The organism is Clostridium sp. AF50-3 (assembly GCF_003477445.1).
Taxonomy (GTDB): domain Bacteria; phylum Bacillota; class Clostridia; order Lachnospirales; family Lachnospiraceae; genus Otoolea; species Otoolea fessa.
The window spans coordinates 12,895-38,027 of sequence record NZ_QUDH01000021.1; the positions used below are offsets into that span (position 1 = coordinate 12,895).

General features: G+C 50.4%; 21 protein-coding genes and 2 pseudogenes. 19 read left to right on the forward strand and 4 right to left on the reverse strand.

From position 1 onward, the window contains the following. Nucleotides 1-2 precede the first annotated feature (2 nt). The 9 genes from DW085_RS16640 to DW085_RS16675 all read left to right on the forward strand — a co-directional run bounded on the left by DW085_RS16640 (nucleotide 3) and on the right by DW085_RS16675 (nucleotide 7,094). Nucleotides 3-386, forward strand: a complete 384-nt coding sequence (locus DW085_RS16640) for a DUF2304 domain-containing protein (RefSeq protein ID WP_022360047.1) — start codon at nucleotides 3-5, stop codon at nucleotides 384-386. Nucleotides 387-476: 90 nt separating this feature from the next. After that, the gene (gene rfbC / locus DW085_RS16645; RefSeq protein ID WP_022360048.1) at nucleotides 477-1,031 is read left to right on the forward strand and encodes a dTDP-4-dehydrorhamnose 3,5-epimerase; all 555 of its coding nucleotides are present in this window, start codon (nucleotides 477-479) and stop codon (nucleotides 1,029-1,031) included. An 18-nt stretch (nucleotides 1,032-1,049) separates the two neighbouring features. Further along, the gene (locus DW085_RS16650) at nucleotides 1,050-1,865 is read left to right on the forward strand and encodes an ABC transporter permease (protein WP_022360049.1); all 816 of its coding nucleotides are present in this window, start codon (nucleotides 1,050-1,052) and stop codon (nucleotides 1,863-1,865) included. 137 nt (nucleotides 1,866-2,002) lie between these two features. Further along, the gene (locus tag DW085_RS20265; RefSeq protein ID WP_284525767.1) at nucleotides 2,003-2,662 is read left to right on the forward strand and encodes an MBOAT family O-acyltransferase; all 660 of its coding nucleotides are present in this window, start codon (nucleotides 2,003-2,005) and stop codon (nucleotides 2,660-2,662) included. Continuing rightward, on the forward strand, nucleotides 2,626-3,408 hold the full coding sequence (locus DW085_RS16655) for an MBOAT family O-acyltransferase (RefSeq protein ID WP_284525768.1): 783 nt from the start codon (nucleotides 2,626-2,628) through the stop codon (nucleotides 3,406-3,408). Before DW085_RS20265 ends, DW085_RS16655 begins: the two co-directional genes overlap by 37 nt. 116 nt (nucleotides 3,409-3,524) lie before the next feature. Next, nucleotides 3,525-4,661 (forward strand): hypothetical protein, encoded by a 1,137-nt coding sequence (locus tag DW085_RS16660; RefSeq protein ID WP_182430925.1) that lies wholly within the window; start codon nucleotides 3,525-3,527, stop codon nucleotides 4,659-4,661. 364 nt (nucleotides 4,662-5,025) lie between these two features. Further along, nucleotides 5,026-6,156, forward strand: coding sequence for a type II toxin-antitoxin system HipA family toxin (locus DW085_RS16665; protein ID WP_118493864.1), 1,131 nt, complete (start codon nucleotides 5,026-5,028; stop codon nucleotides 6,154-6,156). 17 nt (nucleotides 6,157-6,173) lie between these two features. Next, on the forward strand, nucleotides 6,174-6,452 hold the full coding sequence (locus tag DW085_RS16670; RefSeq protein ID WP_107000705.1) for a helix-turn-helix transcriptional regulator: 279 nt from the start codon (nucleotides 6,174-6,176) through the stop codon (nucleotides 6,450-6,452). A 435-nt stretch (nucleotides 6,453-6,887) separates the two neighbouring features. After that, nucleotides 6,888-7,094, forward strand: coding sequence for a hypothetical protein (locus DW085_RS16675; protein ID WP_107000704.1), 207 nt, complete (start codon nucleotides 6,888-6,890; stop codon nucleotides 7,092-7,094). Nucleotides 7,095-7,663: 569 nt separating this feature from the next. Here the strand turns inward: DW085_RS16675 and DW085_RS20705 are convergent. The 3 genes and pseudogenes from DW085_RS20705 to DW085_RS16690 all read right to left on the reverse strand — a co-directional run bounded on the left by DW085_RS20705 (nucleotide 7,664) and on the right by DW085_RS16690 (nucleotide 9,528). Then, entirely contained in the window at nucleotides 7,664-8,215 is a 552-nt protein-coding gene (locus DW085_RS20705) for an MATE family efflux transporter (RefSeq protein ID WP_347475132.1), read from the reverse strand. A 311-nt stretch (nucleotides 8,216-8,526) separates the two neighbouring features. After that, nucleotides 8,527-8,976: pseudogene (locus DW085_RS20710) on the reverse strand (MATE family efflux transporter); the annotation flags it as partial. 87 nt (nucleotides 8,977-9,063) lie between these two features. Further along, on the reverse strand, nucleotides 9,064-9,528 hold the full coding sequence (locus tag DW085_RS16690) for a methylglyoxal synthase (RefSeq protein ID WP_117796860.1): 465 nt from the start codon (nucleotides 9,526-9,528) through the stop codon (nucleotides 9,064-9,066). A 199-nt stretch (nucleotides 9,529-9,727) separates the two neighbouring features. Between DW085_RS16690 and DW085_RS16695 the strand changes: the two genes are divergently transcribed. Together DW085_RS16695 and DW085_RS16700 are read left to right on the forward strand one after the other, a co-directional pair. Continuing rightward, nucleotides 9,728-11,308 carry an ABC transporter ATP-binding protein gene (locus tag DW085_RS16695; protein WP_117796861.1) on the forward strand — a complete coding sequence of 527 codons (1,581 nt, stop codon included), beginning with the start codon at nucleotides 9,728-9,730 and terminating at the stop codon, nucleotides 11,306-11,308. A 16-nt stretch (nucleotides 11,309-11,324) separates the two neighbouring features. Then, entirely contained in the window at nucleotides 11,325-15,317 is a 3,993-nt protein-coding gene (locus DW085_RS16700) for a glycosyltransferase (protein WP_117796862.1), read from the forward strand. A 169-nt stretch (nucleotides 15,318-15,486) separates the two neighbouring features. Here the strand turns inward: DW085_RS16700 and DW085_RS16705 are convergent, their stop codons facing one another. Continuing rightward, the gene (locus tag DW085_RS16705) at nucleotides 15,487-16,830 is read right to left on the reverse strand and encodes an MATE family efflux transporter (protein ID WP_118493867.1); all 1,344 of its coding nucleotides are present in this window, start codon (nucleotides 16,828-16,830) and stop codon (nucleotides 15,487-15,489) included. Nucleotides 16,831-17,174: 344 nt separating this feature from the next. Between DW085_RS16705 and DW085_RS16710 the strand changes: the two genes are divergently transcribed. The 8 genes and pseudogenes from DW085_RS16710 (at nucleotide 17,175) to DW085_RS20025 (ending at nucleotide 25,130) form a co-directional block, all read left to right on the forward strand. After that, nucleotides 17,175-17,882, forward strand: a complete 708-nt coding sequence (locus DW085_RS16710; RefSeq protein WP_117796298.1) for a nucleotidyltransferase family protein — start codon at nucleotides 17,175-17,177, stop codon at nucleotides 17,880-17,882. Continuing rightward, nucleotides 17,876-18,945, forward strand: a pseudogene (locus DW085_RS16715) (GHMP kinase). Before DW085_RS16710 ends, DW085_RS16715 begins: the two are co-directional and overlap by 7 nt. After that, a complete protein-coding gene (locus DW085_RS16720) occupies nucleotides 18,938-19,555 on the forward strand; it encodes an HAD family hydrolase (protein WP_118493870.1) in 618 nt (205 codons plus the stop codon). Before DW085_RS16715 ends, DW085_RS16720 begins: the two are co-directional and overlap by 8 nt. A 59-nt stretch (nucleotides 19,556-19,614) precedes the next feature. Beyond that, the gene (locus DW085_RS16725; RefSeq protein WP_118493873.1) at nucleotides 19,615-21,474 is read left to right on the forward strand and encodes a hypothetical protein; all 1,860 of its coding nucleotides are present in this window, start codon (nucleotides 19,615-19,617) and stop codon (nucleotides 21,472-21,474) included. Further along, complete coding sequence (locus DW085_RS16730; protein WP_118493876.1) at nucleotides 21,468-22,193, forward strand: hypothetical protein; 726 nt, start codon at nucleotides 21,468-21,470, stop codon at nucleotides 22,191-22,193. The genes DW085_RS16725 and DW085_RS16730 overlap by 7 nt, the downstream gene beginning before the upstream one ends. A gap of 34 nt (nucleotides 22,194-22,227) precedes the next feature. Beyond that, nucleotides 22,228-22,863, forward strand: coding sequence for an SIS domain-containing protein (locus DW085_RS16735; protein WP_117796295.1), 636 nt, complete (start codon nucleotides 22,228-22,230; stop codon nucleotides 22,861-22,863). Nucleotides 22,864-22,941: 78 nt separating this feature from the next. Continuing rightward, the gene (locus DW085_RS16740; RefSeq protein WP_243034074.1) at nucleotides 22,942-24,912 is read left to right on the forward strand and encodes a hypothetical protein; all 1,971 of its coding nucleotides are present in this window, start codon (nucleotides 22,942-22,944) and stop codon (nucleotides 24,910-24,912) included. Continuing rightward, a complete protein-coding gene (locus tag DW085_RS20025; RefSeq protein WP_243034075.1) occupies nucleotides 24,798-25,130 on the forward strand; it encodes a hypothetical protein in 333 nt (110 codons plus the stop codon). The genes DW085_RS16740 and DW085_RS20025 overlap by 115 nt, the downstream gene beginning before the upstream one ends. Nucleotides 25,131-25,133 lie beyond the last annotated feature (3 nt).

The following is a 25,133-nucleotide window of genomic DNA, read 5'->3' on the forward strand; positions in this document are numbered from 1 at the left end:
CCATGACGCCAACACTCAGAGTTGTCCTGATCGTCGTGTCGATCCTGACAACCTTTATGATTATGCGGAAGATCCGGCAGTCAAAACTCCAGATCGAGGATTCGATTTTCTGGCTGGGATTCTCGTCCATTCTCATTGTGTTCAGTATCTTTCCGGGGCTGCCGGATCTTTTGGCGGAGCTGGCGGGAACGTACACGACTGCCAATTTTATCTATCTGGCGGTTATTTTCCTCCTGATTGTGAAAATGTTCCATATGTCGATCAAACAGTCGCAGCTGGAGACGAAGATCAAGGATCTGGCGCAGAAGATTGCGCTGGATGAAAATGAGCGAGGGAAAGAGGCACAAACATCTGTAAAAAAGGTTGTCAGCCAGAAAAACGAATGATATAGTTAAAGATGGCACAGCCGAAAAGGATGATGCCAGTTACGTATTGAAAAATGAATTGAAATACCTGCATAAGAAGGAGATAGAAAAATGGGAAAGATTAAAGTAACACCATGTGACATCAAGGGACTTTATGTAATTGAACCGACTGTTTTCAAGGACGAGCGCGGTTATTTTATGGAGACATACAATCAGAACGATTTCCATGAGGCGGGACTCGACATGGTATTTGTACAGGACAACCAGTCTATGTCTGTCAAGGGCGTTCTGCGCGGACTTCATTACCAGAAACAGTATCCGCAGGGCAAGCTGGTGCGTGCAGTGCGCGGTACCGTATTTGATGTGGCGGTAGACCTTCGTACTGGTTCTGAGACCTACGGAAAATGGTTTGGCGTGGTTCTTTCCGCGGAGAACAAGAAGCAGTTCTACATTCCGGAAGGATTTGCACACGGCTTCCTGGTACTGTCCGATGAGGCAGAATTTGCATACAAATGTACCGATTTTTATCATCCTGGCGATGAGGGCGGTATGGCATGGAACGATCCGGAGATTGGCGTTGAGTGGCCGATCGAGGAAGGCATGGAGTTGATTATTTCGGAGAAAGACCAGAAATGGGGCGGCTTCCGGGATGCATTCAAATTTTAAGAATGGAGTTAGGATAGAATGCGGGAACTGATTTCCCTGTTTCGGGAACTGATAGGAAAAAGAAAATTGGTCACCGAGCTTGCCAAGGCGGATTTCCGCAAGCGCTTTGTCGGCTCGTACTTTGGAATTGTCTGGATGTTTATCCAGCCGATGGTTACGATCGCGATCTATGCGTTCATCTTCGGTGAACATGGCATGAAAAATGCGCCGCCGGTTCCGGGGGCGACCTATGTCATCTGGCTGACGCCGGGTATCATCCCGTGGTTTTATTTCAGCGAGATTTTAAATACGGGCACAAACTGCCTGCAGGAGTACCATTATCTGGTTAAAAAGGTAGTATTCCAGGTGGAGATGCTTCCGGTTATCAAGCTTATCTCCTGTTTCCTGGTACATGCCTGCTTCCTGATCATTATGGCGGGGCTGTACCTGATTGACGGGCGTATGCCGTCTGCAACCTGGATTCAGGTGTTATACTATTCCTTTGCGGCGTCGATGCTTGGACTGGCGCTTACCTATTTTACCAGCGCCGTGCAGGTGTTCTTTAAAGATATGGCGCAGATCGTCGGCATCTGCCTCCAGTTCGGCATGTGGCTGACCCCGATCATGTACGACGAGGCAATCTTCACCAGCCGCGCATCCTGGCTGGAGTGGGTATTCAAGCTTAATCCATTCTACTACATCGCCGCAGGCTACCGCGACAGCATGCTTACGGGAAGCTGGTTCTTCGAGCGGCCGACGATGACGATTTATTTCTGGGTGGTAACATTTATTTTGATGATAATAGGACTGAAGGTATTCAAAAAACTTCGTCCCCATTTCTCAGACGTACTGTAGATGGGAAGGGAGCTGCTGTAGATGGTGTTGACAGCTATTGGATTATCGAGATGCGAACAACGATAATCTGAGAAGCTGCCAGTGCCGCCTCCGGCAGCTCCCTTCTGCGACAACTTATCAATAGGAGTTTACATAAAATGGTTTTCAGTTCAATCATCTTCCTATGGGTTCTTCTCCCCTGCATCCTGCTCCTCTACTACGTGAGCCCCAAACCGTTCAAAAACGGCATCCTGACCGTATTCAGCCTCTTTTTCTATGCCTGGGGCGAACCGCGGTATGTGGTGCTCATGATTTTTTCGGTTCTGCTCAACTACGGTTTCGGGCGTCTGGTGGAGAAATTCGGGAAAAAGAGATGGCTTTTGGCGCTCTGCGTGACGCTCAATCTTCTGCTCCTCGGCTATTTTAAATATTACAATTTCCTCGCCGAGGTGCTGAATCCGCTGCTTCGCGGGTTTGATATAGCGCTTCCGGCGATTCAGGTGACGCTGCCGATCGGAATTTCCTTCTATACCTTCCAGGCGCTTTCCTACGTGGTGGATGTGTACCGGGGCGAAAATCAGGCGCAGAAAAATCCGCTCAACATGATGCTTTATATTTCCTTCTTCCCGCAGCTCATAGCGGGACCCATCGTGAAATACCATGACATCGAGGAGCAGATCGAAAACCGGACCGTCACGCTGGAGGGCTTTTCTTACGGCGTGAAACGCTTTATTTTCGGTCTGGGAAAGAAGGTCATCCTGCAAATACCTTTGCCGAGGTGGTGGACGCGGTCTACGCGTATCAGGCGGCGGATGTGAGCCAGGCGATGCTCTGGCTGACGGCGCTTCTCTATATGCTGCAGATTTATTTCGATTTTTCCGGCTATTCGGACATGGCGATTGGGCTTGGAAAAATGTTTGGCTTTACATTTATTGAAAACTTCCGGCTGCCGTACACAGCGACTTCGATCCAGGATTTCTGGCGGAAATGGCATATTTCCCTCTCCAGCTGGTTTAAAGAGTACGTGTACATTCCGCTCGGCGGAAACAGGAGGGGCACGGCGCGGACGTATGTCAACCTTTGGACGGTCTTTCTGCTGACCGGCATCTGGCACGGAGCGGGCTGGACGTTCATTTTCTGGGGCATTTACCATGGCTTTTTCAACGTGCTGGAGCGCTGTTTTCTGGGAAAATGGCTGAAGCAGGAGAAATTCCGGCCGTTGGCGCATATCTATGCGGTGTTTGTCGTGCTGATCGGCTGGATTTTCTTCCGCGCGGACACGATCGGGCAGGCATTTTCCTTTATCCGGTATATGTTTGTGCCGCACAGCGCAGTCGTTTTGATGGAACGCTACATGAACCGGAAACTCTGGATGTTTCTGGCGGCGGCGCTGCTGGCATGTGGTCCGGTGCAGTGGTTTTGGATGAAATGGAAAGGGCGCGTGCTGGCGCAGGATGGCTCGGTGACGGTCGCAAGCTGGATCGGCTACATGGCGATCCTGTGGTTTTCCATTTTGCTGCTTGTCAACAATACATACAATCCATTTATTTATTTCCGTTTTTAAAAGCGCTGTAGAAAGCATGCTTGCCTGTGCAATGAGAACATAAAAATGAAAGCATGGGCGGCAGGGCGTGAAAGTACAGAAAGATGGATTCATGCAGGGAGAAGAAAACGAGAGATATGAATCGAGAGACAGGGACAAAAATACTTCTGATTGGTTCCTTTGCGGCGAGCCTGGTGTTGCCGACGCTTGTCTATCCGGCGGTTAGGAGCCATCTGGACCAGCAGAATTATGAAAACAGGGAATTGGCATCCTTTCCGGAACTGTCGGCTGCCAATTTTGACAATATTCCGACGGAATTTGAAGCGTATTACAACGACCATGTTCCGTTTAAAAATCTGTTTGTCAAGGCGAAGACAAAGCTGGATCTGGAGCTTTTAAATGAAAGCTCGATTTCGGATGTGACGGTCGGAAAAGAAAACTGGCTGTTTTACACCGTTTCGGAGGACGGCGAGGATGCGCTGGCGGATTATCAGCGGACAAATCTCTATACGGCGGATGAGAAAACAGCGCTGGCGGACGCGATTACCTCGGTAAACGAGAAAATGAAAGAGCGCGGCATCCGGTTTGTGATGTTTGAGGCACCCAACAAGGAAAGTGTCTATGCGGAATATATGCCGGATTCGGTCCGGGTATACGGAAGTGAGTCGCGTCTGGATGCGGCGCTCCCGGAGCTTGCGGCGCAGGGACTTCCGGTGTATGACATGAAGCCGGAGCTTCTGAAAGAGGCGGACACGTATCAGCTTTATTACAAATATGATACGCACTGGAACCAGATCGGCTCTTTTATCGGAAGCCAGCAGATTGCACAGACTTTGCTTGGAACCTCTACACCGCTCAGTGCAGTCTCGATTGAGGCGGCAGGACCGGCGTCCGGAGACCTGGCGCGGATGCTTAACATGGCAGCAGAGTACAGCGACGATACCGAATATGTGATTCAGAATTATCTGCCGGAGGTGACGGCTACGACGGTGGATATGAACGAGGACAACAGCTTTGCAGTATTTGAGTCGGATTCGCCGAATGATAAAACACTTCTGGTGGTAGGCGATTCCTTTAGCCAGAACCTTAAATATTTTATGCCGAAGCTATACCGGAAAACGGTGTTTGCGACCTTTGACACATACACGGAGGCGTTTCTGGATGAATACCAGCCGGATGATTTTGTCTATCTGACGGTCGAGCGCAACCAGGAGCTGTTTGAGGATGTGGAGACGGTTGTCTGGCGGGATGAGGTGCCGGAGAAGGACGGGTAAGGTGCCGGATGTCCGGGCGGAAGGGGGATGCAAAGTTTTTTTAAAACTAAATAAAAAGAATCACTCGTAAAGTGCTAGTTCGGGTGATTCTTTTTTTATGCCTCTTGATTCCATATTTTGTTGCGCGAGGGTTATTATAAAAAAATGGAAGAGGATGTAAAGAGGGAAATTTTGAAAAGCGAAGGTAGAAGGCTTGAAAATCAGGGGTGGATAGATTAAAATAAATGGATAATATATTATACAAAACAAATAAAAAATAGCATTAATGGATAATATATTATCCATGATTTAAATGGAAAAAATTAAAATAGAATTTCCCTAAAGTTTGTGTTTATGGGATAATAAAGGAGAAAGGATAGGGCGGATGGAGACAGGAAAGAAACTTCAGGTTATGTATGAAGACAGACTGGTAGGAACTCTTGCATTAACAGCGAATCACAAGGTGGCATTTGAGTATGATGATGCATGGCTGGAAGAGGGATTTTCGATCAGTCCGTTTTCACTGCCTTTGAAAAAGCAGGTGTTTATTCCAAATAAGGATTATTTTGAAGGTTTGTTTGGGGTGTTTGCGGATAGCCTGCCAGATGCGTGGGGGCGCCTGCTTTTGCGGCGTCTTTTGCTGGCGCATAAGCAGCAGCCAGACGATTGGACAGTGTTAGACCGGCTGGCGGTTGTGGGAAGATCTGGGATGGGGGCGTTGACCTATCGTCCGCAGCGGGAACTTTCGGTTGAGGAGAAAAATGATAATCTGGACGAACTTGCGGAGGCCTGCCAGAAAATATTAAATACCGAATACTCGGACAAATTGGATGAACTGTACCGGCTGGGCGGTACAAGCGGAGGTGCGCGCCCAAAAATCATGACGCAGATTCAGGGAGAGGACTGGCTGATTAAATTTCCGGCACATATAGATGGAAAAGATGCAGGGAAGATGGAGTATGACTATGCGTGCTGTGCAAAACAGTGCGGAATTGTCATTAGTGAATCGAGATTGTTTCCCTCAAGGCGATGCAAAGGATATTTTGGAACCAGACGATTTGATCGGGAAATAGAAAATGGGATGGTAAAGCGGGTTCATATGCTGACGGCAGCGGCGTTATTAGAACTGGATTTTGAACAGCCAAGTCTGGATTACCATCAATTGATGAAATTAACGAAAATATTGACGAACGGGAAGGCAGAAGATATAGAAAACATGTTCCGCCGTATGTGTTTTAATGTGTTTGCCCACAACCGGGATGATCATTCAAAGAATTTTACTTATATATATCGGGAGGAGGAAGAGCAATGGCGCCTGGGACCAGCGTATGATCTGACGTACAGCAACACATATTATGGGGAACATACGACCAGCGTAGATGGCAATGGACGAAATCCGGGTGAGAAGGAGCTGCTTGCAGTTGGGCTTGCAGCCGGAATGAAAAAAACGAGATGCATGGAAATGATAAAACAGATTCGTACATGTGTGCAGGACATGTTAGGTCATTATCTTTAGAGAGGCAGGAGAGCAATATGGAAGCACTTATCTGGGAAACTGCAGATGAACTGGATCAGAAACTGGCATCACGGCTGCGTAACATCCGGAAACGCCGCGCTATTTCACAGCAGAGACTGGCGGACATGAGTGGGGTGAGTTATGGCTCAATTAAGCGATTTGAGGCGACGGGGCAGATTTCCCTTTTGTCACTCACAAAAATCGCGATGGCACTGGATTTGGCGGAAGAGCTGCGGGGGCTTTTTACGCGGGTTCCGTACAAAAATATTGAGGAGGTAATCCGCGAATCCCGTTAAGCCACCGTTCACGCATTGTGTAGGCAGCACCCATCCGAGTAGCCCTGCCAGAACCGTTCGCAGGCGACCGCGCGAGACGCCCGAATGAGCCAAGGTACATTCTTTTTTAGGCGGGGTGCACAAATCCGCAAATCGCCGCCGGACGTTTTTTGTTTATATTTCAAGTATGGCTGTTTTTGTAACTTTTGTACATAGTCAGGGTGTCAAAATTGGTACTTATTACATATATTAACTTATGTTTATATAATTGCAAATGACTTATAAGTTTATACACTTCCGGGATGGTACTTTTTGTTTGACAGTGTTATATTATTGCCATCGAAAGAAACAAGAGATTTTCACAGACGGATATCGTAATAGTATCATAAGAATATTGCAATGGATTTCCGCCTATCATATGAAAAAATATAATTTTATTTGATGGAGGTAATTATCATGATGAAAGCAACAAGAACATTCAATAACGGTTTATATCAGGAGAATTTATATCAGGCATATTACAACACACCAGCAGAAAAGCATGTAGTTTCCGAGTCCTTAGAGCAGGAAGCAATGCCGGTACTGGTACATCGTTTAGCTGCACAGTTAGGTTATACCGAGTCTGAGGCAGAAGTAGAAAAAGAGTTTCTGTGCGAAATGTAATGGATAATCTGCTCGCAAGCTTATAACCATCCGGCAGAATTGGATGAGTTACCACCAACCTAAAGCATTTACGACAGAACAAGGCTTCTGAAGCCAGAAAAAGAAAACCGTCTGAGAAAGAATGAAAGATTCTTTTACAGACGGTTTTCTTTTTTTACCGAATCGCATTTTTCATGGATTTCACGTATTCTGCCACATACGGCACACGGGATATCGCTTTCTTCTTTTATCAGATTTACCATCGCGCGATATCGGTCGGGATCTCACTCCGGACGCCGGTGACACCTTGATTCATGGAGTGATTCCATGCGCTTTGCGAGATACCTGCATATCTCCGGCAACTAACGTATGCCCTACGTCGCAGAGTACTAGGCTGAAAATATATCCAGCTTTTGGCTGCGCCCTCAGCGGTCCATTTGGCAGCCTGCATCTCGACCCGGTTCTCAGCCTCCCGGACTCTCTGTGCGCGCATATGCTGCTTTGATCTCCGCTTCAACGGTTTTGGTGTGTTCGATTTTTCGTCAATATACTACGCATGGTATAAAATATCAAATATTTTTTGAAAAAAATTAATTTTTTTTAAAATTATGTGATTCTTTGGAAGTATGTTCCAACCTTGCCAGCAGCAAAATAGCGAAGAAAGTGATCATTTCCGACGCCAGGAAAGACAGCCAGACACCGTTCAGCCCAAACAGGCGCGCCAGTGTGACAGCGCAGGGGATGATAGCGACGGCCCCGCGCAGCAGAGAACCGGCGATGGCTGGTTTTGGCTGCGCGACGGCGGAAAAATAGGCAACCAGCAGGATGTTGATGCCAGCAAAGAGAAAGCCCAGGAAATACAGCCGGAGCCCGCTGTGGGCGTAATGCAGAAGTTCGGCGTTCTGCTCCTGGTTGAAGATCTGGATCAGTGGATCGGTCATGCTCCAGGTCAGCACCAGAATGATCGCTTCCACGATCAGGCAGGCGATGACGCCCCAGGTCAGGAACTGGCGGCTCTGCGTGTGATCGCCTTTTCCGTAGCTTTCGCTGATGAGCGGCTGCGTGCCCTGCGCGAGTCCGTTGAACAGGCACATGGCAACGACGGAGAGATTGGCAGTGACGCCGTAAGCGGCGACACCGATATTTCCGGCGAGTCCAGAAGCAGGAAATTAAAGACGATCGCGATCACGGCGGAGGATATTTCGCCGACAAAGGCGGATACGCCGAGCTGGCAGCAGGCGATCAGGTGGCGCAGGGATGGAGCGCGAAAACGGAATCCGACCTGATTGTGTTTTCCCAGGTAGTGCGTGCCGCAGATGCTCATCGTCACAAGCGGGCAGAATGCCGTCGCTAACGCCGCGCCGGTCAGTCCCAGACCTGCCGGAAACATGAAGATGTAGTCAAACACGATGTTGAACATACTTCCGGCGATGGAGCCGAGCATCGCGATCGCCGGAGCGCTGTCATTGCGCGCAAACGCCGTGAATGCGTAGTTGGACATAAAAAAAGGCGAGGCAGCCAGAATAATGCGGAGATACTGCTTTCCGAGCGCGGTCAGCCCCGCGTCTGCGCCGAGAAGCTGCAAGATTTTATCCGGGATGAAAATGCCTGCCAGCACCAGCGGAATGCTGATGAGAATATCCCAGGTTACGGCGGAGAGAAAATAGAAGCTGGCGTTTTTGCCCTGCGCACGGTCGATCGCATAACGGGTCGCCGATCCGATCCCGATCATTGCTCCAATCGCATAGATCAGTCCGTAAACCGGTAAAATCAGATTTAAGACCGCCAGACCATCTGCACCGGAGTAGACCGAGATAAAATAGGTGTCTGCGAGGATGTAGACGGAAATTCCCAGCATGCCCGCCATGCTTTGGAAAATGTATTTAAAAAATTTCTGTAACATAAAAAATCTCCCTTGTATGTATTCTCATAAACGGTAACGACCATTGTACCGAAGAATGGAAATAAATACAAGGGAGAATGTGTTTTTTTACAGCTTCTTGGCCCGCTCTTTAATATTCTGATGGAAGTTGATGATGTCATGCTCATACTCCTCATCCATCAGCGGCGAGGTAATCATAAAATCGGCAGTCGCTTTATTGTTGGCGATCGGGATATCGTAAACCTGGGCGATTCGAAGAAGCGCCTTGACATCCGGATCGTGCGGCTGGGCGGTCAGGGGATCGGAGAAGAAGATGATAAAATCAACCTGTCCCTCGACGACTTTTGCACCGATCTGCTGGTCGCCGCCCAGAGGACCGCTGTTATAGCCCTTGACCGGAAGCCCGGTATATTCCGTAATCATGCGGGCGGTTGTGCCGGTTCCGCATAAGAAATGTTTTTTGAGGATCTCTTTGTTCGCCTCACACCAGTCGATGAGTTCACGTTTTTTATTGTCGTGTGCGATGAGTGCAATATTTTTTTGTTTTCGAATTGTCATTGTTAAAAAATCCATAGAATCATCCTCCTTTGCCATGATTTTTGCATAGCATCTGGATATTGTCAAGAAAATACAAAACATTTCACAAAAAAATACGAATGTTTTTCGTGAGTACATAGAAAGAGGTGTGTTTTTCTGCGTACAGGAATTGCAAGAAACATAGAAAACATGCTATACTACGAGAATAGTGGAACAGGAGGAACGAAAAAGATATATGTCTGCTGAAAATACAACAAACACAGGGGCACAAGAGGCGGAGAACGCAGAGAAGTACGCGGTCGAAGTGAAAAATGTGACCAAGATATACAGGCTGTATGATAAACCGATCGACCGGCTGAAAGAATCGCTGAGCGTCAGCCATAAAGAATACCACAAGGATTTCTACGCGTTGAGCGATCTTTCCTTTACGGTTGAAAAAGGTCAGACGGTCGGCATCATCGGTACGAATGGTTCGGGTAAATCGACGATCCTTAAGATCATTACCGGCGTTCTCACGCCGACGACCGGCGAGGTGACGGTGCGCGGCAAAATTTCGGCGCTGCTGGAGCTGGGAGCCGGATTTAACCAGGACTACACCGGTATCGAAAATATCTATATGAACGGTACTATGATGGGATATACCAAAAAAGAGATGGATGCAAAGCTGCCGGAGATTCTCGATTTTGCCGAGATTGGCGATTTCGTCTATCAGCCGGTCAAGACGTACTCGAGCGGTATGTTCGTGCGTCTGGCATTTGCGCTTGCGATCAACGTCGAGCCGGAGATCCTGATCGTTGATGAGGCGCTCTCGGTCGGGGATGTCTTTTTCCAGTCCAAGTGCTACCGCCGCATGGAGGAGATCCGCAAAAACGGCACGACGATCATCATGGTAACCCATGATATGGGAAGTATCATCAAATACTGCGATAAGGTAGTGCTGCTCAATAAGGGAGAATTTATCGCACAGGGTTCGGCGGGCAAGATGGTCGATCTCTACAAAAAGATTCTGGCAGGACAGATGGACGCGCTGCGCGCCGAGCTGGAAGTGATGAACGATTTTTCCGGGGACAAGGTAGTAAAAGCGGAGAAAGCAGGAGCCGGAAGTGCGGAGAATGGTGCATCTGGAAATGAGGCTGGAAATAACGATGCCGGAAATATAAACGGCTCCGGGGCAGTGGATGGCACCGCAGAAAATGGAGTCGCTTCAGCATCGGACGGCACCGGAAATCCGGCTGCTTTGAACGGAGAAACGGCGAAAAAGCCGGGCTTAATGCGCGACAAGCTGACGATCAACGCAAACCGCGAGGAGTACGGCGACGGAAGGGCGCAGATCTTCGATCTGGGACTGGTGGACGCGCGCGGCAATATCACTAACCTGCTCTTAAAAGGCGAAGAGTTTACCATCCGCGAGCGCATCCGTTTCAATGCACCGATTCAGGCACCGATCTTTACTTATACGATCAAGGATAAGAAAGGAACCGACCTGACCGGCACGAACACCCTGTTTGAGGGAACGGATGTCCATCCGGTCAAGGAGGGCGATATTTACGATGTCGCGTTTACGCAGAAGATGACTCTGCAGGGCGGCGAATACCTGCTGTCCATGAGCTGTACCGGATTTGAAGGCGGCGAGCACGTGGTGTACCACCGTCTCTACGATGTGGCAAATATTACCGTTATTTCTAATAAGAACACGGTCGGTGTCTACGACATGGAGCCGGATGTAGCGGTCAGGTTATCGCCGGCCGGAGAGGCAGCGAAGCAGGCGGAGTCGCTTAGTGCGGATGAGGCGGCACAGGAAGATCTGCAGGCATGATAAAAGGAGAAATAAGATGAAAAAAATCAATCAGGAGCTGATTGCTCTGTTTGATAAATACGGCAGTGACCGGCGCCAGGCGCTGCGGGAAAATAAGAAGCTTTCCTATCTGTACGCACTGGCAGATTTGCGGGAAAACCTGTTGGACTGGTGCCAATTTGACCCGGAACAGCAGGCGCTGCAGATCGGGGCGGACGCGGGCGCGCTGACAGGGCTGCTTGCCAGGCGTTTATCGTCGGTAACGGTGCTGGATGCTTCCGAAGAAAATCTGGAGGTAGTACGCCGCCGCTTCCAGACAGAGCCCGAGCTGGCGGCGAAGATCCGCTATGTCTGTGCGGATGTGGAGACGTATGCGATGAAAGCGGAAAAGCGTGGCGGGACATATGGATATGTAATGCTGATCGGGGGGTTGACGGCGGCAGATAAAGCGGGACGCGCGGCACAGATGACAGCCGCAAAACAGCTTCTTTCTGCTCATGGAACCTTGATTGCGGCGGCTTCCAACTGGTTTGGCGTGAAATACATGGCAGGCGCAGAGCGGGAGACGGGCGCACTTTCCTGGAACGAAATGAAGCAGCTGCTTCCGGGCGGGGAATTTTACTATCCGATGCCGGATTACCGGACGGCGGGAGAGATTTTTTCAGATGCCTATCTGCCGAAAAAAGGCGATCTGACCGGTGTGTTACCGGTCTATGACTGTCCGCAGTATATGCTGATGGATATGGGGGCGGCGCTCGATGCAGCCTGCGAAGACGGACGGTTCCCGGAATTTGCGAATGCATTTCTGGTTTTTTGGCAGAGACAGGCTGCGCCGGAAGCTGAGAATGCTTCACAGGACGTTATCTATGTGAAATACAACCGCACCCGCGAAGACCGCTTCCAGATCCGGACAGAGATCCGTGAAAAGAATGGAACCCGCGAGGTCTGGAAGACGGCGCTCTATCCGGAGGGAAAGGCGCACATCCAGTCCTTCGAAGAAAAATATCAGGTGCTTGACCGTCAGAATCCGTCCCTGAAACTGGCAAAACCGGAGCTTCAGGACGAGGGAATGACAGCGGTATTTCCGTATTTAGAGGGAAAAACGCGGGCGGAACTTCTGGGAGAAATTCTGACTGCCCAGGGCGCGGATGCGGAGGTTTCCGCGATCCGGGCTGCGATGGATGAGATCTACAGCATCCGCCCGGAGGAACGCAAACCATTTGCGGTGACACCGGAATTTATCAAGGTATTTAATGCGCTGGGCGAGCTGGATTCCTATCGGGATAAAGAGACAGAAAATGGCGGCGGATGGGCTTCTTTAGGGGCAGTTCTTGCGGACGAGAGCTGCAGCGCCTCCAACATTGACGCCCTTTTTGAAAATATGCTGGTGACGGCGGACGGAACTTATGCGATCGACTATGAGTGGGTCTTCTTATTCCCGGTTCCGGCTGGTTTTGTGAAATACAGGACACTGGTTTATTTCTACCGCCGTTATAAGAGTCTGTTGGGCGGTCAGGCCGAGCGGGAATTTATCGGACAGTTCCCGGAGTATGTGAAGGCGGATGAGAAGCTGCTTTCGCTTTACGAGGCGATGGAACGCGGCTTCCAGGAGTACGTGCACGGGGAAAACCAGCGCACTTACCAGGAAGATTACATGGTAAAGACGAAGACATTAGCCGATCTTTCCCATGTGGACGGAGAACTTGCAAGGGCAAACGAACGTCTGGATGCGCTCCGGGCAGAAAATTCGGAAAAAGATACGGCACTCCGCAAAGTGCAGGAGGTACAGCGCCTGACGAATAACCACGTGGCGAATCTGGACGTTATCATTTCTGATCTGCGCCATGAAAATGCAGAGCTTGGCAAGACGCTGACCTACTTAAATGGTCATGAGGCGGTCATTTTCAAGGTGCGCCGCAAGCTCGGACAGGCATTTAACCGGTGCTATCCAAAGGGCACGGTACGCCGCAAGAAGCTCGGCTACTGGAAACGGACGATTCTCCATCCGGGTAAAATGATGAAGATGTACACCACAGAGGAAGGAAAGAACCTTATCAAAGGTGATTTTGAGATCGGTGAGGAGTATCTGACCTACGGAAAAATCCACCTTCCGAAGGAAGAAAATCCGACGGTTTCCATCGTAATTCCGGTATACAACCAGATTCACTATACCTATCTGTGCCTGCAGTCGATTCTGGAGCATACGAAGGATGTGAGTTATGAGGTTATCATCGCAGATGACGTTTCAACCGATGCCACCGAGCATCTGGCGGAGTTTGCCGATAACCTGGTGATCTGCCGCAATCAGACCAATCAGGGATTCTTGCGCAACTGCAACCAGGCGGCGAAGGCGGCGCGCGGCAAATATGTGATGTTTTTAAACAACGATACCCAGGTAACAGAAGGCTGGCTCAGCTCCCTGGTAAATCTCATTGAATCTGACTCCACCATCGGTATGGTAGGATCTAAGCTGGTATATCCGGATGGACGTTTACAGGAGGCAGGCGGCATCATCTGGAGCGATGGTTCCGGCTGGAATTACGGCCGCCTCGACGATCCGGACAAGGCAGAATATAACTACGTCAAGGATGTAGACTATATTTCCGGCGCAGCGATCCTTTTATCCACCGCACTCTGGAAGCAGATCGGCGGTTTCGACGAGCGGTTTGCCCCGGCGTACTGCGAAGATTCGGATCTGGCATTTGAGGTGCGGAAAGCGGGCTACCGCGTCGTTTACCAGCCAAAATCCAAGGTCATCCATTTCGAAGGCATTTCGAACGGAACGGATGTCAACGGAACCGGTCTGAAACGGTATCAGGTGGAAAACAGCGAGAAACTCAAAGAAAAATGGAAAGAAGAGTTCAAGAATCAGTGCGTCAACAACGGCAATCCGAATCCATTCCGCGCACGCGAGCGCAGCATGGGCAAAAAGATCATTGTCGTGATCGATCACTATGTGCCGACCTTTGACAAAGACGCCGGTTCCAAGACAACGTTCCAGTACCTGAAAATGTTCCTGAAAAAGGGGTATGTTGTTAAATTTATCGGAGATAATTACCTCCATGAGGAACCGTATACGTCTACGCTGCAGCAGATGGGAATCGAGGTCCTCTACGGACAGGAATACCTGACCGGTATCTGGGACTGGCTGGTGAAAAATGGAAAAGATATCCACGTGGCATATCTGAACCGTCCGCATATCGCGACAAAATATGTGGATTTTATCAAAGAACACACGGATATCAAGATGATTTATTACGGTCACGACCTTCATTTTATGCGTGAGTTCCGCGAGTATGAGCTGACCGGCGATGTGAAGAAGCGTCAGGAATCCGAATATTGGAAATCGATCGAGTTTTCACTCTTCCACAAAGTGGCGGTGTCCTACTATCCGTCCTACGTTGAGGAAGAGGCGATCCACGCCGTTGATGAGACGATTCCGGTCAAGGCGATCACGGCATATGTCTATGAGGAGTTTTTACAGAATCTGAACAAAGACTTCGCCAAACGGGAAGGACTTCTGTTTGTCGGCGGCTTTGCGCATCCGCCGAACGCAGACGCGGTGCTCTGGTTCGCGAAAGAAGTATTCCCGAAGATCCGGGAACAGATCAAGGTCAACTTCTACATCGTCGGTTCCAAAGTGACCGACGAGATCAAAGCGCTGGAACAGCCTGGAAATGGCATCATCGTCAAAGGCTTTGTAAGTGAAGAAGAACTGGCAGACCTGTACCGGAACTGCCGGATTGTAGTGGTACCGCTCCGCTACGGCGCAGGGGTTAAGGGCAAGGTGGTAGAAGCTATCTATAACGGTGCCCCCATCGTCACCACCTCCGTCGGCAGCGAGGGAATCCCGGATGTAGAAAAAGTTCTCCTCGTCAAGGATCAGCCGGACGAATTTGCCGAGACAGTCGTAGAACTCTACAAAGACGAAAAACGCCTGGAAGACCTGGCAGAGAAAACGCAGGTTTATATCCGCGAGCATTTCAGTATTGATGCGGCTTGGGATGTGATTAAGGAAGATTTTGAATAAAAAATAGTAAAAGATAGAAAATTATATATAAAAGAAAACGATCAGGGGGAATGTGCTTCTGATCGTTTTCTTGCGTAAGGATAATTTAAAGTTATCCAAGGAAGGAAAGAGCCAGCTACGCCGGCATGCTGCAGGCTCTTTCCTGTACTACCGGGTAGAGCACTCTATATTACCGATCGTTCTTCCGCAGCGCTTCCACCCGTCCATACCTCCGATACATCAAAAGCTCAAATACCACCATACAAGCCCATCCAATCGTCGTACCAATCGCTACAGCCTGAATTCCCAGCCGTCCAAACAGCGCATAACTGATCACAACGCGGATCGGAATCTGCACCAGAGTCGCGAACAGGGTGATCATCAGGTGCCCGATTCCCCGGTAATATCCCTGAAAGGTATTGGTGATACCACTGATGAAGTAAAAACCAGCCATCGGCGCCAGATAGGACATGCCCTGACGCAGCGCTTCCGTTTCGTTTGGTTTTAAGAAAATACCGAGCAGCGGGTGACGGCAGAACAGCACGACCACCGCTGTCAAAATAATATAAATTTCTGCAATCACCAGCATTTTCCGAAGCCCTTTCGGAATCCGGTCATACTCTTTCGCGCCGAGGTTCTGTGCGGAGAACGTCGTGATAGATGCTGCAAGGCTGTCGCCCGGGGCGAGCACATAGCTGTCGATGATGGAGACGGCATTAAAAGCGGCAACTGCATCGACGCCGAGTGCATTGACGCCGGACTGGACGAGCAGGCGGCCGACGTAGAGAATCGTCTGCTGGACGGCGGAAATGGAGCTGAAATCTATCGTTTTTTTGAGCATCGAGGTTTTCAGTTTCAGATCCCGGATGCCGAGGCGTAAGAGGGGCACTTTCGCCCAGATATAGACGAAGAGGGCGAGCGCAGAGACCGCTTGCGAGATGATCGTAGCGATTGCCGCACCGGAAACACCGAGGCGGCAGATGCCAACCAGGAATACATCCAGGAATACATTGACAACGGTCGTCAGGATCAGGACATAGAGCGGCGCTCTGGAATCTCCGATTGCGCGCAGGGCGGCGGAGAAAATATTGTAAAAAAAGGTAAAAATAAGACCCAGTGAGATAATCTGCAAATACAAGGACGCCGGTGCCGATATCTCTTCCGGTGTCTGGGTAAGGCGGATAAACAGGCGGCTTCCTGCCAGTGAAATACCGGAGAGGACAATGGTTAAAAGCAGCCCGGAGAGCACCGAGGTCGCAAATTCATCCTTTAAATCCTGATAGTCTTTCGCACCAAAATAGCTTGCCATCAGAATTGATGCGCCGAGCGACAGCCCGACAATCAGAAAGGTCAGAATATTCATGATCGGACCCGCCGCACCGACTGCCGCCAGCGCCTCTTTTCCGTAAAACTGTCCGACGACTACCGAATCGACCGTGTGGTAGAGCTGCTGGAAGAGGTTGCCGAACACCAGCGGAACCGCGTAGGCGATCAGGTGTCCGGTTATATTCCCTTTTGTCATATCACGAGCCATAAGCATTTCCTCCAAATCCCAATTTATAACTAAGATTGTAGCACGGAACAGAGTGCCTGCCAAATAAAAAAATCTGTCGCATTATGCCAAAAAATCAACAAATTGTTGCGATTTCCGCAAGGAAACGCTGCGGATCCGATGGGAAAGTGGTAACAGCATAAAACCGTCCTATTTAGTGGAAATCACTAGGGAAATGTGGTAAGATATATAAGTTAAACTGGACTTAATAGCATTTGACAGATTGACAAGAGTAAAAAATGGATCTTTCGTAACTGTGAAGGAACTGAACAGTTACAAAACAGTAAAAATTGAGTTGGAAATAACAGACAGAAAGGAAATACAGTATGCAGGCAATCATTCTGGCTGGCGGATTGGGGACGCGGCTTCGCAGTGTGGTAAGCGACCGTCCGAAACCGATGGCGCTGGTTGCGGGTAAGCCGTTTCTGGAGTATGTGCTTCAGGGGCTGAAAAAAAGCGGAATTGACGATGTTATTTTTGCCGTCGGTTATAAGGGCGGCATGGTGGAAGAATATTTTGGAGACGGATCGCAGTTTGGCATCCGGGCGCGGTATGCGTATGAGGAAGAGCTGCTCGGCACGGCGGGCGCGATCAAGAATGCCGGGAATTATGTGACGGACGAGCAGTTTTTTGTCCTGAATGGCGATACATTTTATCAGATGGATTTCGGCGATTTAAGCCGGATTCAGCAGGAAAAAAATCTGGAGATGGCGCTGGTTCTGCGCGGTGTGCCGGATATTTCCCGCTATGGGGCGGCGCGCCTGACCGACGGGCTGCTGACCGCTTTTAATGAGAAAAATGGCAATACTGGGGCGGGCACGATCAACGGCGGTGTGTACCTGATGAAGCGGGCGCTGCTGGATGAGATTCCGGAGGGAAAAGTTTCGCTGGAAAATGAGTGCATTCCCAGGTGGATGCAGGAGGGAAGACGTCTCGGCGGCATCGTAAATGACGGCTATTTTATTGATATTGGTGTGCCGGAGGATTATTTCCGGTTTCAGGAGGACGTAAGAAAAGGAGACATTACATGGTAATCAGAGGAAGAGCGCCGCTGCGCGTGAGCTTTGGCGGCGGCGGTACGGATGTAGAACCATTCTGTGTAGAACAGGGCGGTGCCATTATCGGAAGTACTATCAATAAATATGCATATTGTTCGATCATCCGAGGAATGATGACCAGATCACGGTTCATTCCCTGGATTTTGATATGACAGTCAAGTACAATGCGAAGGAAAATTACGTCTGCGATGGACGGCTGGATCTTGTCACGGCAGCGCTGCGGGCGATGGATATCAAGCAGGGATGCGAGGTTTATTTACAGTGTGATGCTCCGGCTGGTTCGGGACTTGGAACCTCCTCGACTGTCATGGTAAGTCTTCTGACCGCGATGGCGCGCTGGAAAGGAATTACGATGGATAATTATGCGATGGCGGATCTGGCTTACGGCGTGGAGCGGATCGATCTGGGAATTTCCGGCGGTTATCAGGATCAGTATGCGGCGACCTTCGGTGGCTTTAACTTTATCGAATTTCACGGACGCAACAACGTCGTGGTAAACCCGCTCCGCATCCGCCGCGATATTATCAATGAGCTGCAGTATAACCTGTTGTTATGCTACACGGGCAATATCCATGTATCCGCGAATATTATCAAGGATCAGGTAAGCAACTATAAGAAACCAGACGCATTTCAGGCGATGTGCGAGGTAAAGGCGCTTTCCTATGCGATGAAGGACGAGCTTTTAAAGGGAAATCTCCACAATTTTGGCCGCCTCCTGGATTACGGCTGGGAGAGCAAGAAGCGGATGAGCAGCAAGATCACAAATCCGCAGATTGATATGCTCTATGACGAGGCGAAAAAAGCGGGCGCCCTCGGCGGAAAGCTTTTAGGTGCTGGCGGCGGCGGCTTCCTTCTTGTGTACTGCCCATACAACGTTAAACATCAGGTGGCGCGCCGTCTGGAAGCGGCAGGCGGACAGCTGATGGATTGGAATTTCGAACTGCGCGGCGCTCAGAGCTGGATCTGCGATGAGGACCGCTGGGACTACCGCGATATTCAGGTGCAGATGCCGGATAAGGAGTATACATTCCATGTGTAAAAATAGCTGTAAAGTAGTATTCCTCGACCGTGATGGCACGATGAACGTGGAGGTCAATTATCTTCACCGAAAAGAAGATTTGAAGCTGATTGACGGTACCGCAGAGGCAGTCCGTCTCCTGAACGAGGCCGGATATAAGGTGATCGTCATTACCAACCAGGCGGGCGTGGCGAGAGGTTACTATACCGAGGCGGATGTAAAAATCCTTCATGATTATATGAATGAGGTGCTGGAGCGTGACGGAGCACACGTAGATGCGTTCTACTATTGCCCGCACCACCCGGAGCATGGGATCGGGATTTATAAGAAAAAATGCCATTGCCGCAAGCCGGAGACGGGAATGTTTGAGATGGCAGAGCGGGATCTGCCGGAGGGCATTGATAAGGTGCATTCCTATATGATCGGGGACAAGCGCATCGACGCGCAGGCAGGAAAAAACTTTGGCGTGACCGGAGTCCTTGTCGGAACCGGCTATGGGGCAAAAGAACACGCGGAAGATAGGGCGGCTGGACTTATAAAAGAGGACGGAAGCTGTCCGGCGGGCGGTTATGACGCGTATGCAGATACGCTGCTGGATGCGGTGCGCGGGATTTTAGGCGGGCGTATATAGAATGCGGCTCACAAAAAGATTCCGGGAGTACATAAACTAGAAAGAGAGGAACCATTGACATGCAGAATCAGAGACAAAACGGACGACCAGACGCAGCCGTGCGCATGGCTGGTCTTTTTCTGGTGCTGTTCTGTGTGGCGGCGGTTCTGATTCCGGTGAAAACGCTGTTTACGGGAAATGGTTTTTTTGCAGATTACATTCATTTCACGGAATCGAAACGGATGTATGTGGAGATTGCGATTCTGGCAGTCTTGATCTTTGGGGGGCTGGCGCTTTTGAAGCGCGGACGCAGCCGGATGTACTGGCTGACGGCGGTTGTGCTGGTGTTTTCCTGGATTCATGTGGTATTTCTGCCGATGGTGGTGTCGGCGGTGTATCTGATTAGCCTGTTGGCGATCGGGCGGTTTTTGAGAAAACTGGTGTTTTTCAGGGGAACGGTCTGGGAGCGGTCTTATTTTTCTTTTTATATGGACTTCCTTTTTGGCGCCTCCTTTGCAATCGTTGTGTATTGCCTCCTTTCTGCCCTTGGCGTTGGAAAAATCGCCTGGATGCGCCTGAGCGTCTATGCTCTGGGTGTGGCGGCGCTGGGCTTTGATTTTTCCTCGATTTCCTGCCAGTGCATCATGGGATGGCAGACGCTTTCCTGGATGCTGGATGGCAGGGACAAGGTGTCGGTTCATGTGATTGAGGCAGGGAAACAGGCGTTACTGTTCACAGGTAGGCACTTTTGGAACCGAAAGTGCCGTAAGAAAACGTGGTGGCAGCAGGAATTTGCCGTATTTAAATGCGAAGCCACGGCAAATTCCGTTACTGGGCACGTATGCGTGAACAGTAACAAACCGGCTGGCAGCGGGGGATCGAGGGAAATACCGCGCCGGGTGCGCCGGGCATGGACGCTGGCGGCTGGCTGGTGTGTCCTGATGTTCCTGATTCAGGTGGGACGCCTGAATATCGCACTCGACTTTGATACACTCTGGTATGGTGTGCGTTCCCAGTACATTGTGGCAGGCGGAACCGGGCTGTATGAGAATCCGGGGCTGGTCGGCATGGTCTATGTGTATTCGAAGGGCTTTGAGGTGCTGACTCTGCCGCTCTGCGATCTGGCGAGTCACAGCTACCTGACGTTCTTTAACCTCTGGCTGGCAGTTCTGGGAATCGGGGCGATGGTCTGGAATGCGGTGCTGCTGACGGGCAATCGAAAGCAGGAGACAGAAAAGAAACTAACGTATCACAGCGTCTTGCCGGGAATTATGGCAGCTGTTTTGACGGTTTCGGTGCCGGGCATCATGAATATGGCGCTCACAGCCAAGGCGGATTTGATTACGTGGCTGCTGCAGCTTATTATGCTGGGATGTTTCTTTCAGTATATTCATGTGTATGAAAATCATTGGATATTCCTCTCCGGGGCAGCCGGTTCCTATTTCCTGTCCCTCACGATGAAGCCGACCTCCCTGGTCTTTTCCACTGCCGTATTTGGTATGATGGGGCTGTACCTTCTGTGGTTCTGGTTCCATGAGCGAGGGGCGGCGGCTGACCTGCTTCACCACATGGTCCGCCGGACTGGCTCATTATGCCTGCCATTTGGGGCATTGGTCGGTATCTGGGCGCGGACGATGAAGATCACGGGAATGCCGGTCACTTCGGTGTTTACTTCGATTTTTGCATGGTTTGGTTTTAAAATGAAATACCCATTTGCCACCTCGGAGTTGCCGCAGAATTATCAGGAGGAATCAACGCTTCATGTGCTGGCGCGGCGTATCTGGCAGATGCTGATGCAGCCGCAGGGTGAAGATATGGGGCATGTGATTCTGGCGTGGGGGACTTCGCTGATGGCGGTGCTGATTGTGATGCTGGTGCTTTATGGGATTTGTCCAAAAGGGGAGAGGGGCAGTCCCATATCTGGAACGCGGCATTGGTAATTTTTTTTCCGTTTGTGATCGTCAGCCTGATCAGCCTGTCGATGCTTTACCAGATCGACGGAAATTATTTCATGCTTCTGTATTCTATGCTGATTCTGGGGGCATGCCGGGCGATGGAGTATTTTAAGAAAATCGGCTTTTATCCGGTCGCGTCGAAGTGCCTGGCGCCGCTGCTGGTATTAAATCTGATTGTCACGGCGATCAGCAGCTGGGCGTGGACGGCCGGATTTTCGGAGATCCATTTTCTGAATAAAGGGCGTGTCAACCACCGGGCGCAGGAACAGGCGCGGATGGAGGAAAAGGGAAATACGCTGATCTGGCAGGAAGTGTCGCAGAATCCGGAAAACCGGGTGATCGCATTTGGAACGCATCCGTATTGTTTGCAGTTCCCGTGCAATGTGGAGTCGTATAAGGACATTACATCGCCGTGGGGCAACGTCGAACTTGTCAACTCGCCGGAGGCGTTTGAAACCTATATGGCGTATGCGAAGACAGATTACGTCTACGCGGAAGCGGGCTATCTGGGACCGGGAAGCTGGGAGTGGAGTCTGGATCTCCTGCGGGAGCTGATCCACAGCGGCAGCCTGACCGATCTGTTTTTTGAAAATGGAAATATGCTTGCGCGGGTATCCGACACAGCGGTGCCGGAGGAAGAAGCGCAGAGCAATCTGGAAATGTTTGAGCGGGAGTATTTATTTTATGATGCAGAAGCTCAATAGACATCGAAAAACCTGACAGGAGGAAATAGAAATCATGAAGGAATACGAGTACCTGGACGAACTGATCAGCCGCTATCCGGTTCTTGCACCGGTGAAAGCGGATATTCGCACTGCGTATGAGACGATGAAGGAGTGCTATGAGCGCGGCGGAAAACTTCTGATTGCCGGAAATGGCGGAAGCTGTGCGGATTCGGAGCACATCGTGGGCGAGCTGATGAAGGGGTTTGTGAAGAAACGCCTGGTTTCGGCGGAGATAGAGGCGGCGCTTAAAACGGTAGACCCGCAGATGGGAGCGGAACTTTCTGAAAAGCTGCAGCAGGGACTTCCGGCGATCGCGCTGACTGGTCATGCAGGACTGACCACCGCATTTATGAATGATGTGGACGGCAGCATGACTTATGCGGAACAGGTGCTTGGATATGGAAAAGAGGGGGATGTGTTCCTCGGAATCTCAACCTCGGGCAATTCAAAAAATGTCCTGTATGCAGCCGTGACGGCAAAGGCAAAGGGGCTTAAGGTTATCGGGCTTCTGGGACGCGACGGCGGGCGGATCCGTGGGTACAGCGACACTGCGATTGTCGTGCCGGAGCAGGAGACATTTAAGATTCAGGAGCTGCATCTTCCGGTGTACCATGCACTGTGCCTGATGCTGGAAGAATATTTCTTTTAAGATATATTTTGTTTCATGGAAAGGAAGTAATGATTCAGCAGGTTCATGAAAAAAACTGGATGATTACAAGGGAAAAGTATGTTATTTGGAAACAGGCCGGCGGACAAAACGGCAAAATGGAGAGTCAGTACCCGCAGTTTTGCAGTGCTGCTTGCCTATACGCTTTTTATCTGGTGGCTGGAAGTGCTGGATCTTCTGGCATGGCTTTTACATGTACCACAGGGAACGATTTTGTCGCGGGCGGCAGCGCTCGTTTTATGCGGTGCAGTCATGGCGGCAATCGGAAGATTTGAACGGGACCATGCGGGAGTGAGTCCGTTTTTTATAGCGGGAAGTTTGTTCATCCTGGCATTTTTTTCGGTCAAGGGATTTGCCCCGGATCAGAGCTATGATACGCAGAACTATCACCTGCTGTCGCAGATTCCCGGATTTGTGGACAACCTTCATTATCATGTGATACCGGGACGGTTCCAGATGTTCGGTTTCCGGCTGGGCGACCGGATGTTTTATCCATTCCGGGCGCTTCTGGGGCTTCGGATGGGGACATTGTTAAATGCGCTGGCGATGCTTGTGATTTATCGGCAGGTAACGGTGTTCCTGAGCATGGAGGCAGGCCGGCTGGAAAGAACATGCAGCTGGTTGAAGCATCTTGCGCCGGTACTTGCATTTCTGATTGTCAGCCGTCTGGAGCTGATTCAGGAGAGTGGCAGCTACATGGTCGAGCTTCTGGCACTGCCGTTTCTGCTGGAAATGGTATTTCTGCTTCTGCGCGGTCTGGATGAGGCGAAGTGGGAGCGCGAGGCGGTTTTATTCTGCCTGTTTGGCGGAATCCTGTTCTGCCTCAAGATGACGAATATCGTGTATCTGGTACCGCTGGTGCTTCTGTATCTGTGGAAAATCCGGAAGTATCTGACGCCGAAGCTGTTTCTGGGATGCCTGGTGACGGGGATGATTCCCGTCAGTGTGTACCTGATTTACAATGGGATAGCGATGAAAAATCCGGTTTATCCTTATTACAACAGCCTGTTTCATTCGCCATATTTTGGGGAAATGGACTTTAAGGATCCGAGATGGGGACCCAGCAACATAAAAGAGTTCCTTTTGTGGGCATATTCGATGATCCGGCATCCAGATTACCGCCTGAGTGAGCTCCCGGCGAAATACAACCTGGATCTGGCGCTGATGTATCTGGGAGCGGCGGGAGCCGGGCTCTGCTGGATTTGGAAGCGGGTCAGCAGCAGGACGGGAACCCTATTTCTGCTGTATGCCGCATCCTTTATTCTCTGGGCGGCAACGACGGGACACAGCCGCTATTTTATGGGCGGAATCTTATTTGCCGGAATGCTTTGCGGGTGCCTGGTGCTGCAGGGAATGGCTTCCATTTCTCCCAGGCTGACAGGCGGCGTTGTATTTGCGATTATGTTTATAGTTGTTTACGCCGGGCGCGCTTACGATGCTTACACCCGTGTCTGGAACGGCGGGGAATGGGCGATGCGGGCGGTGAGCCGTGAGAGTATCCACAGCAACCTGCCTTACGTATTTCACGATCATCAGCTGTTTACACCGGAAGAACGTTCCAAGATTGACCGCATTTTCCTGACCTGGTCGGATGTGGGAAGTTATGCGCGGCTTGCGGGCGAAGATGTGCCGGTCTGGAACCGATATTCGATCGTCAATGAGCTTTCGGAGCAGAAAGACGCCTATATCGATGAAATCGAGGAGGCGATGGAGGCAGGCGAGGGCGTCTATGACATGATCCCGCAGGGACTTGAGACGTTGGAAAGCTATCTGGAATGGATGAATGAGGCGGATGGTACGTGCATGATATGGAGTATCAGGAAACAATCCTGCAGGGCAGCCAGTCCTTTACACTGGCAGGGCTTGAGATGGCGCATGGACGCGAAAACTGCTGGTACCGCACACAGGAGATTTTCATGGATGCACAGGAAACGGAAAAAGAAGTACCAGAATGGCGCTGGGAGAATACCAGCGGGGACGATCATCCGACTATCCGGGCGGTTCTGTGTGATCCGGACTACTGGGTGCTGAAGCAGCCATTTGAAGTGGAAATCATCGCCTCGGATGGGACAAACAGCCGGACGGCTGCTGTGATCCAGGCGGGACAGAAGGAATATGAACCGATGGAAGTACAGCTTGATCTGACAGGGCTTCAGAGAGAGATAAAATTGGAATTGGTAAGTACAGCTGAGACAAAACGGGCTGTTGTGATCAATCCGGAATGGTCCGCCAAAACGGTGGAAGAGTGAAAA

What these genes read in the sequence shown, in the direction of transcription:
- DW085_RS20265 (WP_284525767.1), top strand. Translation starts at nt 2,003, where the DNA reads ATGGTTTTCAGTTCAATCATCTTCCTATGGGTTCTTCTCCCCTGCATC.
- DW085_RS16650 (WP_022360049.1), top strand. Translation starts at nt 1,050, where the DNA reads ATGCGGGAACTGATTTCCCTGTTTCGGGAACTGATAGGAAAAAGAAAA.
- DW085_RS16705 (WP_118493867.1), bottom strand. Translation starts at nt 16,830, where the DNA reads ATGGCTCGTGATATGACAAAAGGGAATATAACCGGACACCTGATCGCC.
- DW085_RS20025 (WP_243034075.1), top strand. Translation starts at nt 24,798, where the DNA reads ATGGATGCACAGGAAACGGAAAAAGAAGTACCAGAATGGCGCTGGGAG.
- DW085_RS16740 (WP_243034074.1), top strand. Translation starts at nt 22,942, where the DNA reads ATGTTATTTGGAAACAGGCCGGCGGACAAAACGGCAAAATGGAGAGTC.
- DW085_RS16665 (WP_118493864.1), top strand. Translation starts at nt 5,026, where the DNA reads ATGGAGACAGGAAAGAAACTTCAGGTTATGTATGAAGACAGACTGGTA.
- DW085_RS16700 (WP_117796862.1), top strand. Translation starts at nt 11,325, where the DNA reads ATGAAAAAAATCAATCAGGAGCTGATTGCTCTGTTTGATAAATACGGC.
- DW085_RS16720 (WP_118493870.1), top strand. Translation starts at nt 18,938, where the DNA reads ATGTGTAAAAATAGCTGTAAAGTAGTATTCCTCGACCGTGATGGCACG.
- DW085_RS16735 (WP_117796295.1), top strand. Translation starts at nt 22,228, where the DNA reads ATGAAGGAATACGAGTACCTGGACGAACTGATCAGCCGCTATCCGGTT.
- DW085_RS16660 (WP_182430925.1), top strand. Translation starts at nt 3,525, where the DNA reads ATGAATCGAGAGACAGGGACAAAAATACTTCTGATTGGTTCCTTTGCG.
- DW085_RS16725 (WP_118493873.1), top strand. Translation starts at nt 19,615, where the DNA reads ATGCAGAATCAGAGACAAAACGGACGACCAGACGCAGCCGTGCGCATG.
- DW085_RS16640 (WP_022360047.1), top strand. Translation starts at nt 3, where the DNA reads ATGACGCCAACACTCAGAGTTGTCCTGATCGTCGTGTCGATCCTGACA.
- DW085_RS16675 (WP_107000704.1), top strand. Translation starts at nt 6,888, where the DNA reads ATGATGAAAGCAACAAGAACATTCAATAACGGTTTATATCAGGAGAAT.
- DW085_RS16690 (WP_117796860.1), bottom strand. Translation starts at nt 9,528, where the DNA reads ATGGATTTTTTAACAATGACAATTCGAAAACAAAAAAATATTGCACTC.
- DW085_RS16710 (WP_117796298.1), top strand. Translation starts at nt 17,175, where the DNA reads ATGCAGGCAATCATTCTGGCTGGCGGATTGGGGACGCGGCTTCGCAGT.
- DW085_RS16695 (WP_117796861.1), top strand. Translation starts at nt 9,728, where the DNA reads ATGTCTGCTGAAAATACAACAAACACAGGGGCACAAGAGGCGGAGAAC.
- DW085_RS16670 (WP_107000705.1), top strand. Translation starts at nt 6,174, where the DNA reads ATGGAAGCACTTATCTGGGAAACTGCAGATGAACTGGATCAGAAACTG.
- rfbC (WP_022360048.1), top strand. Translation starts at nt 477, where the DNA reads ATGGGAAAGATTAAAGTAACACCATGTGACATCAAGGGACTTTATGTA.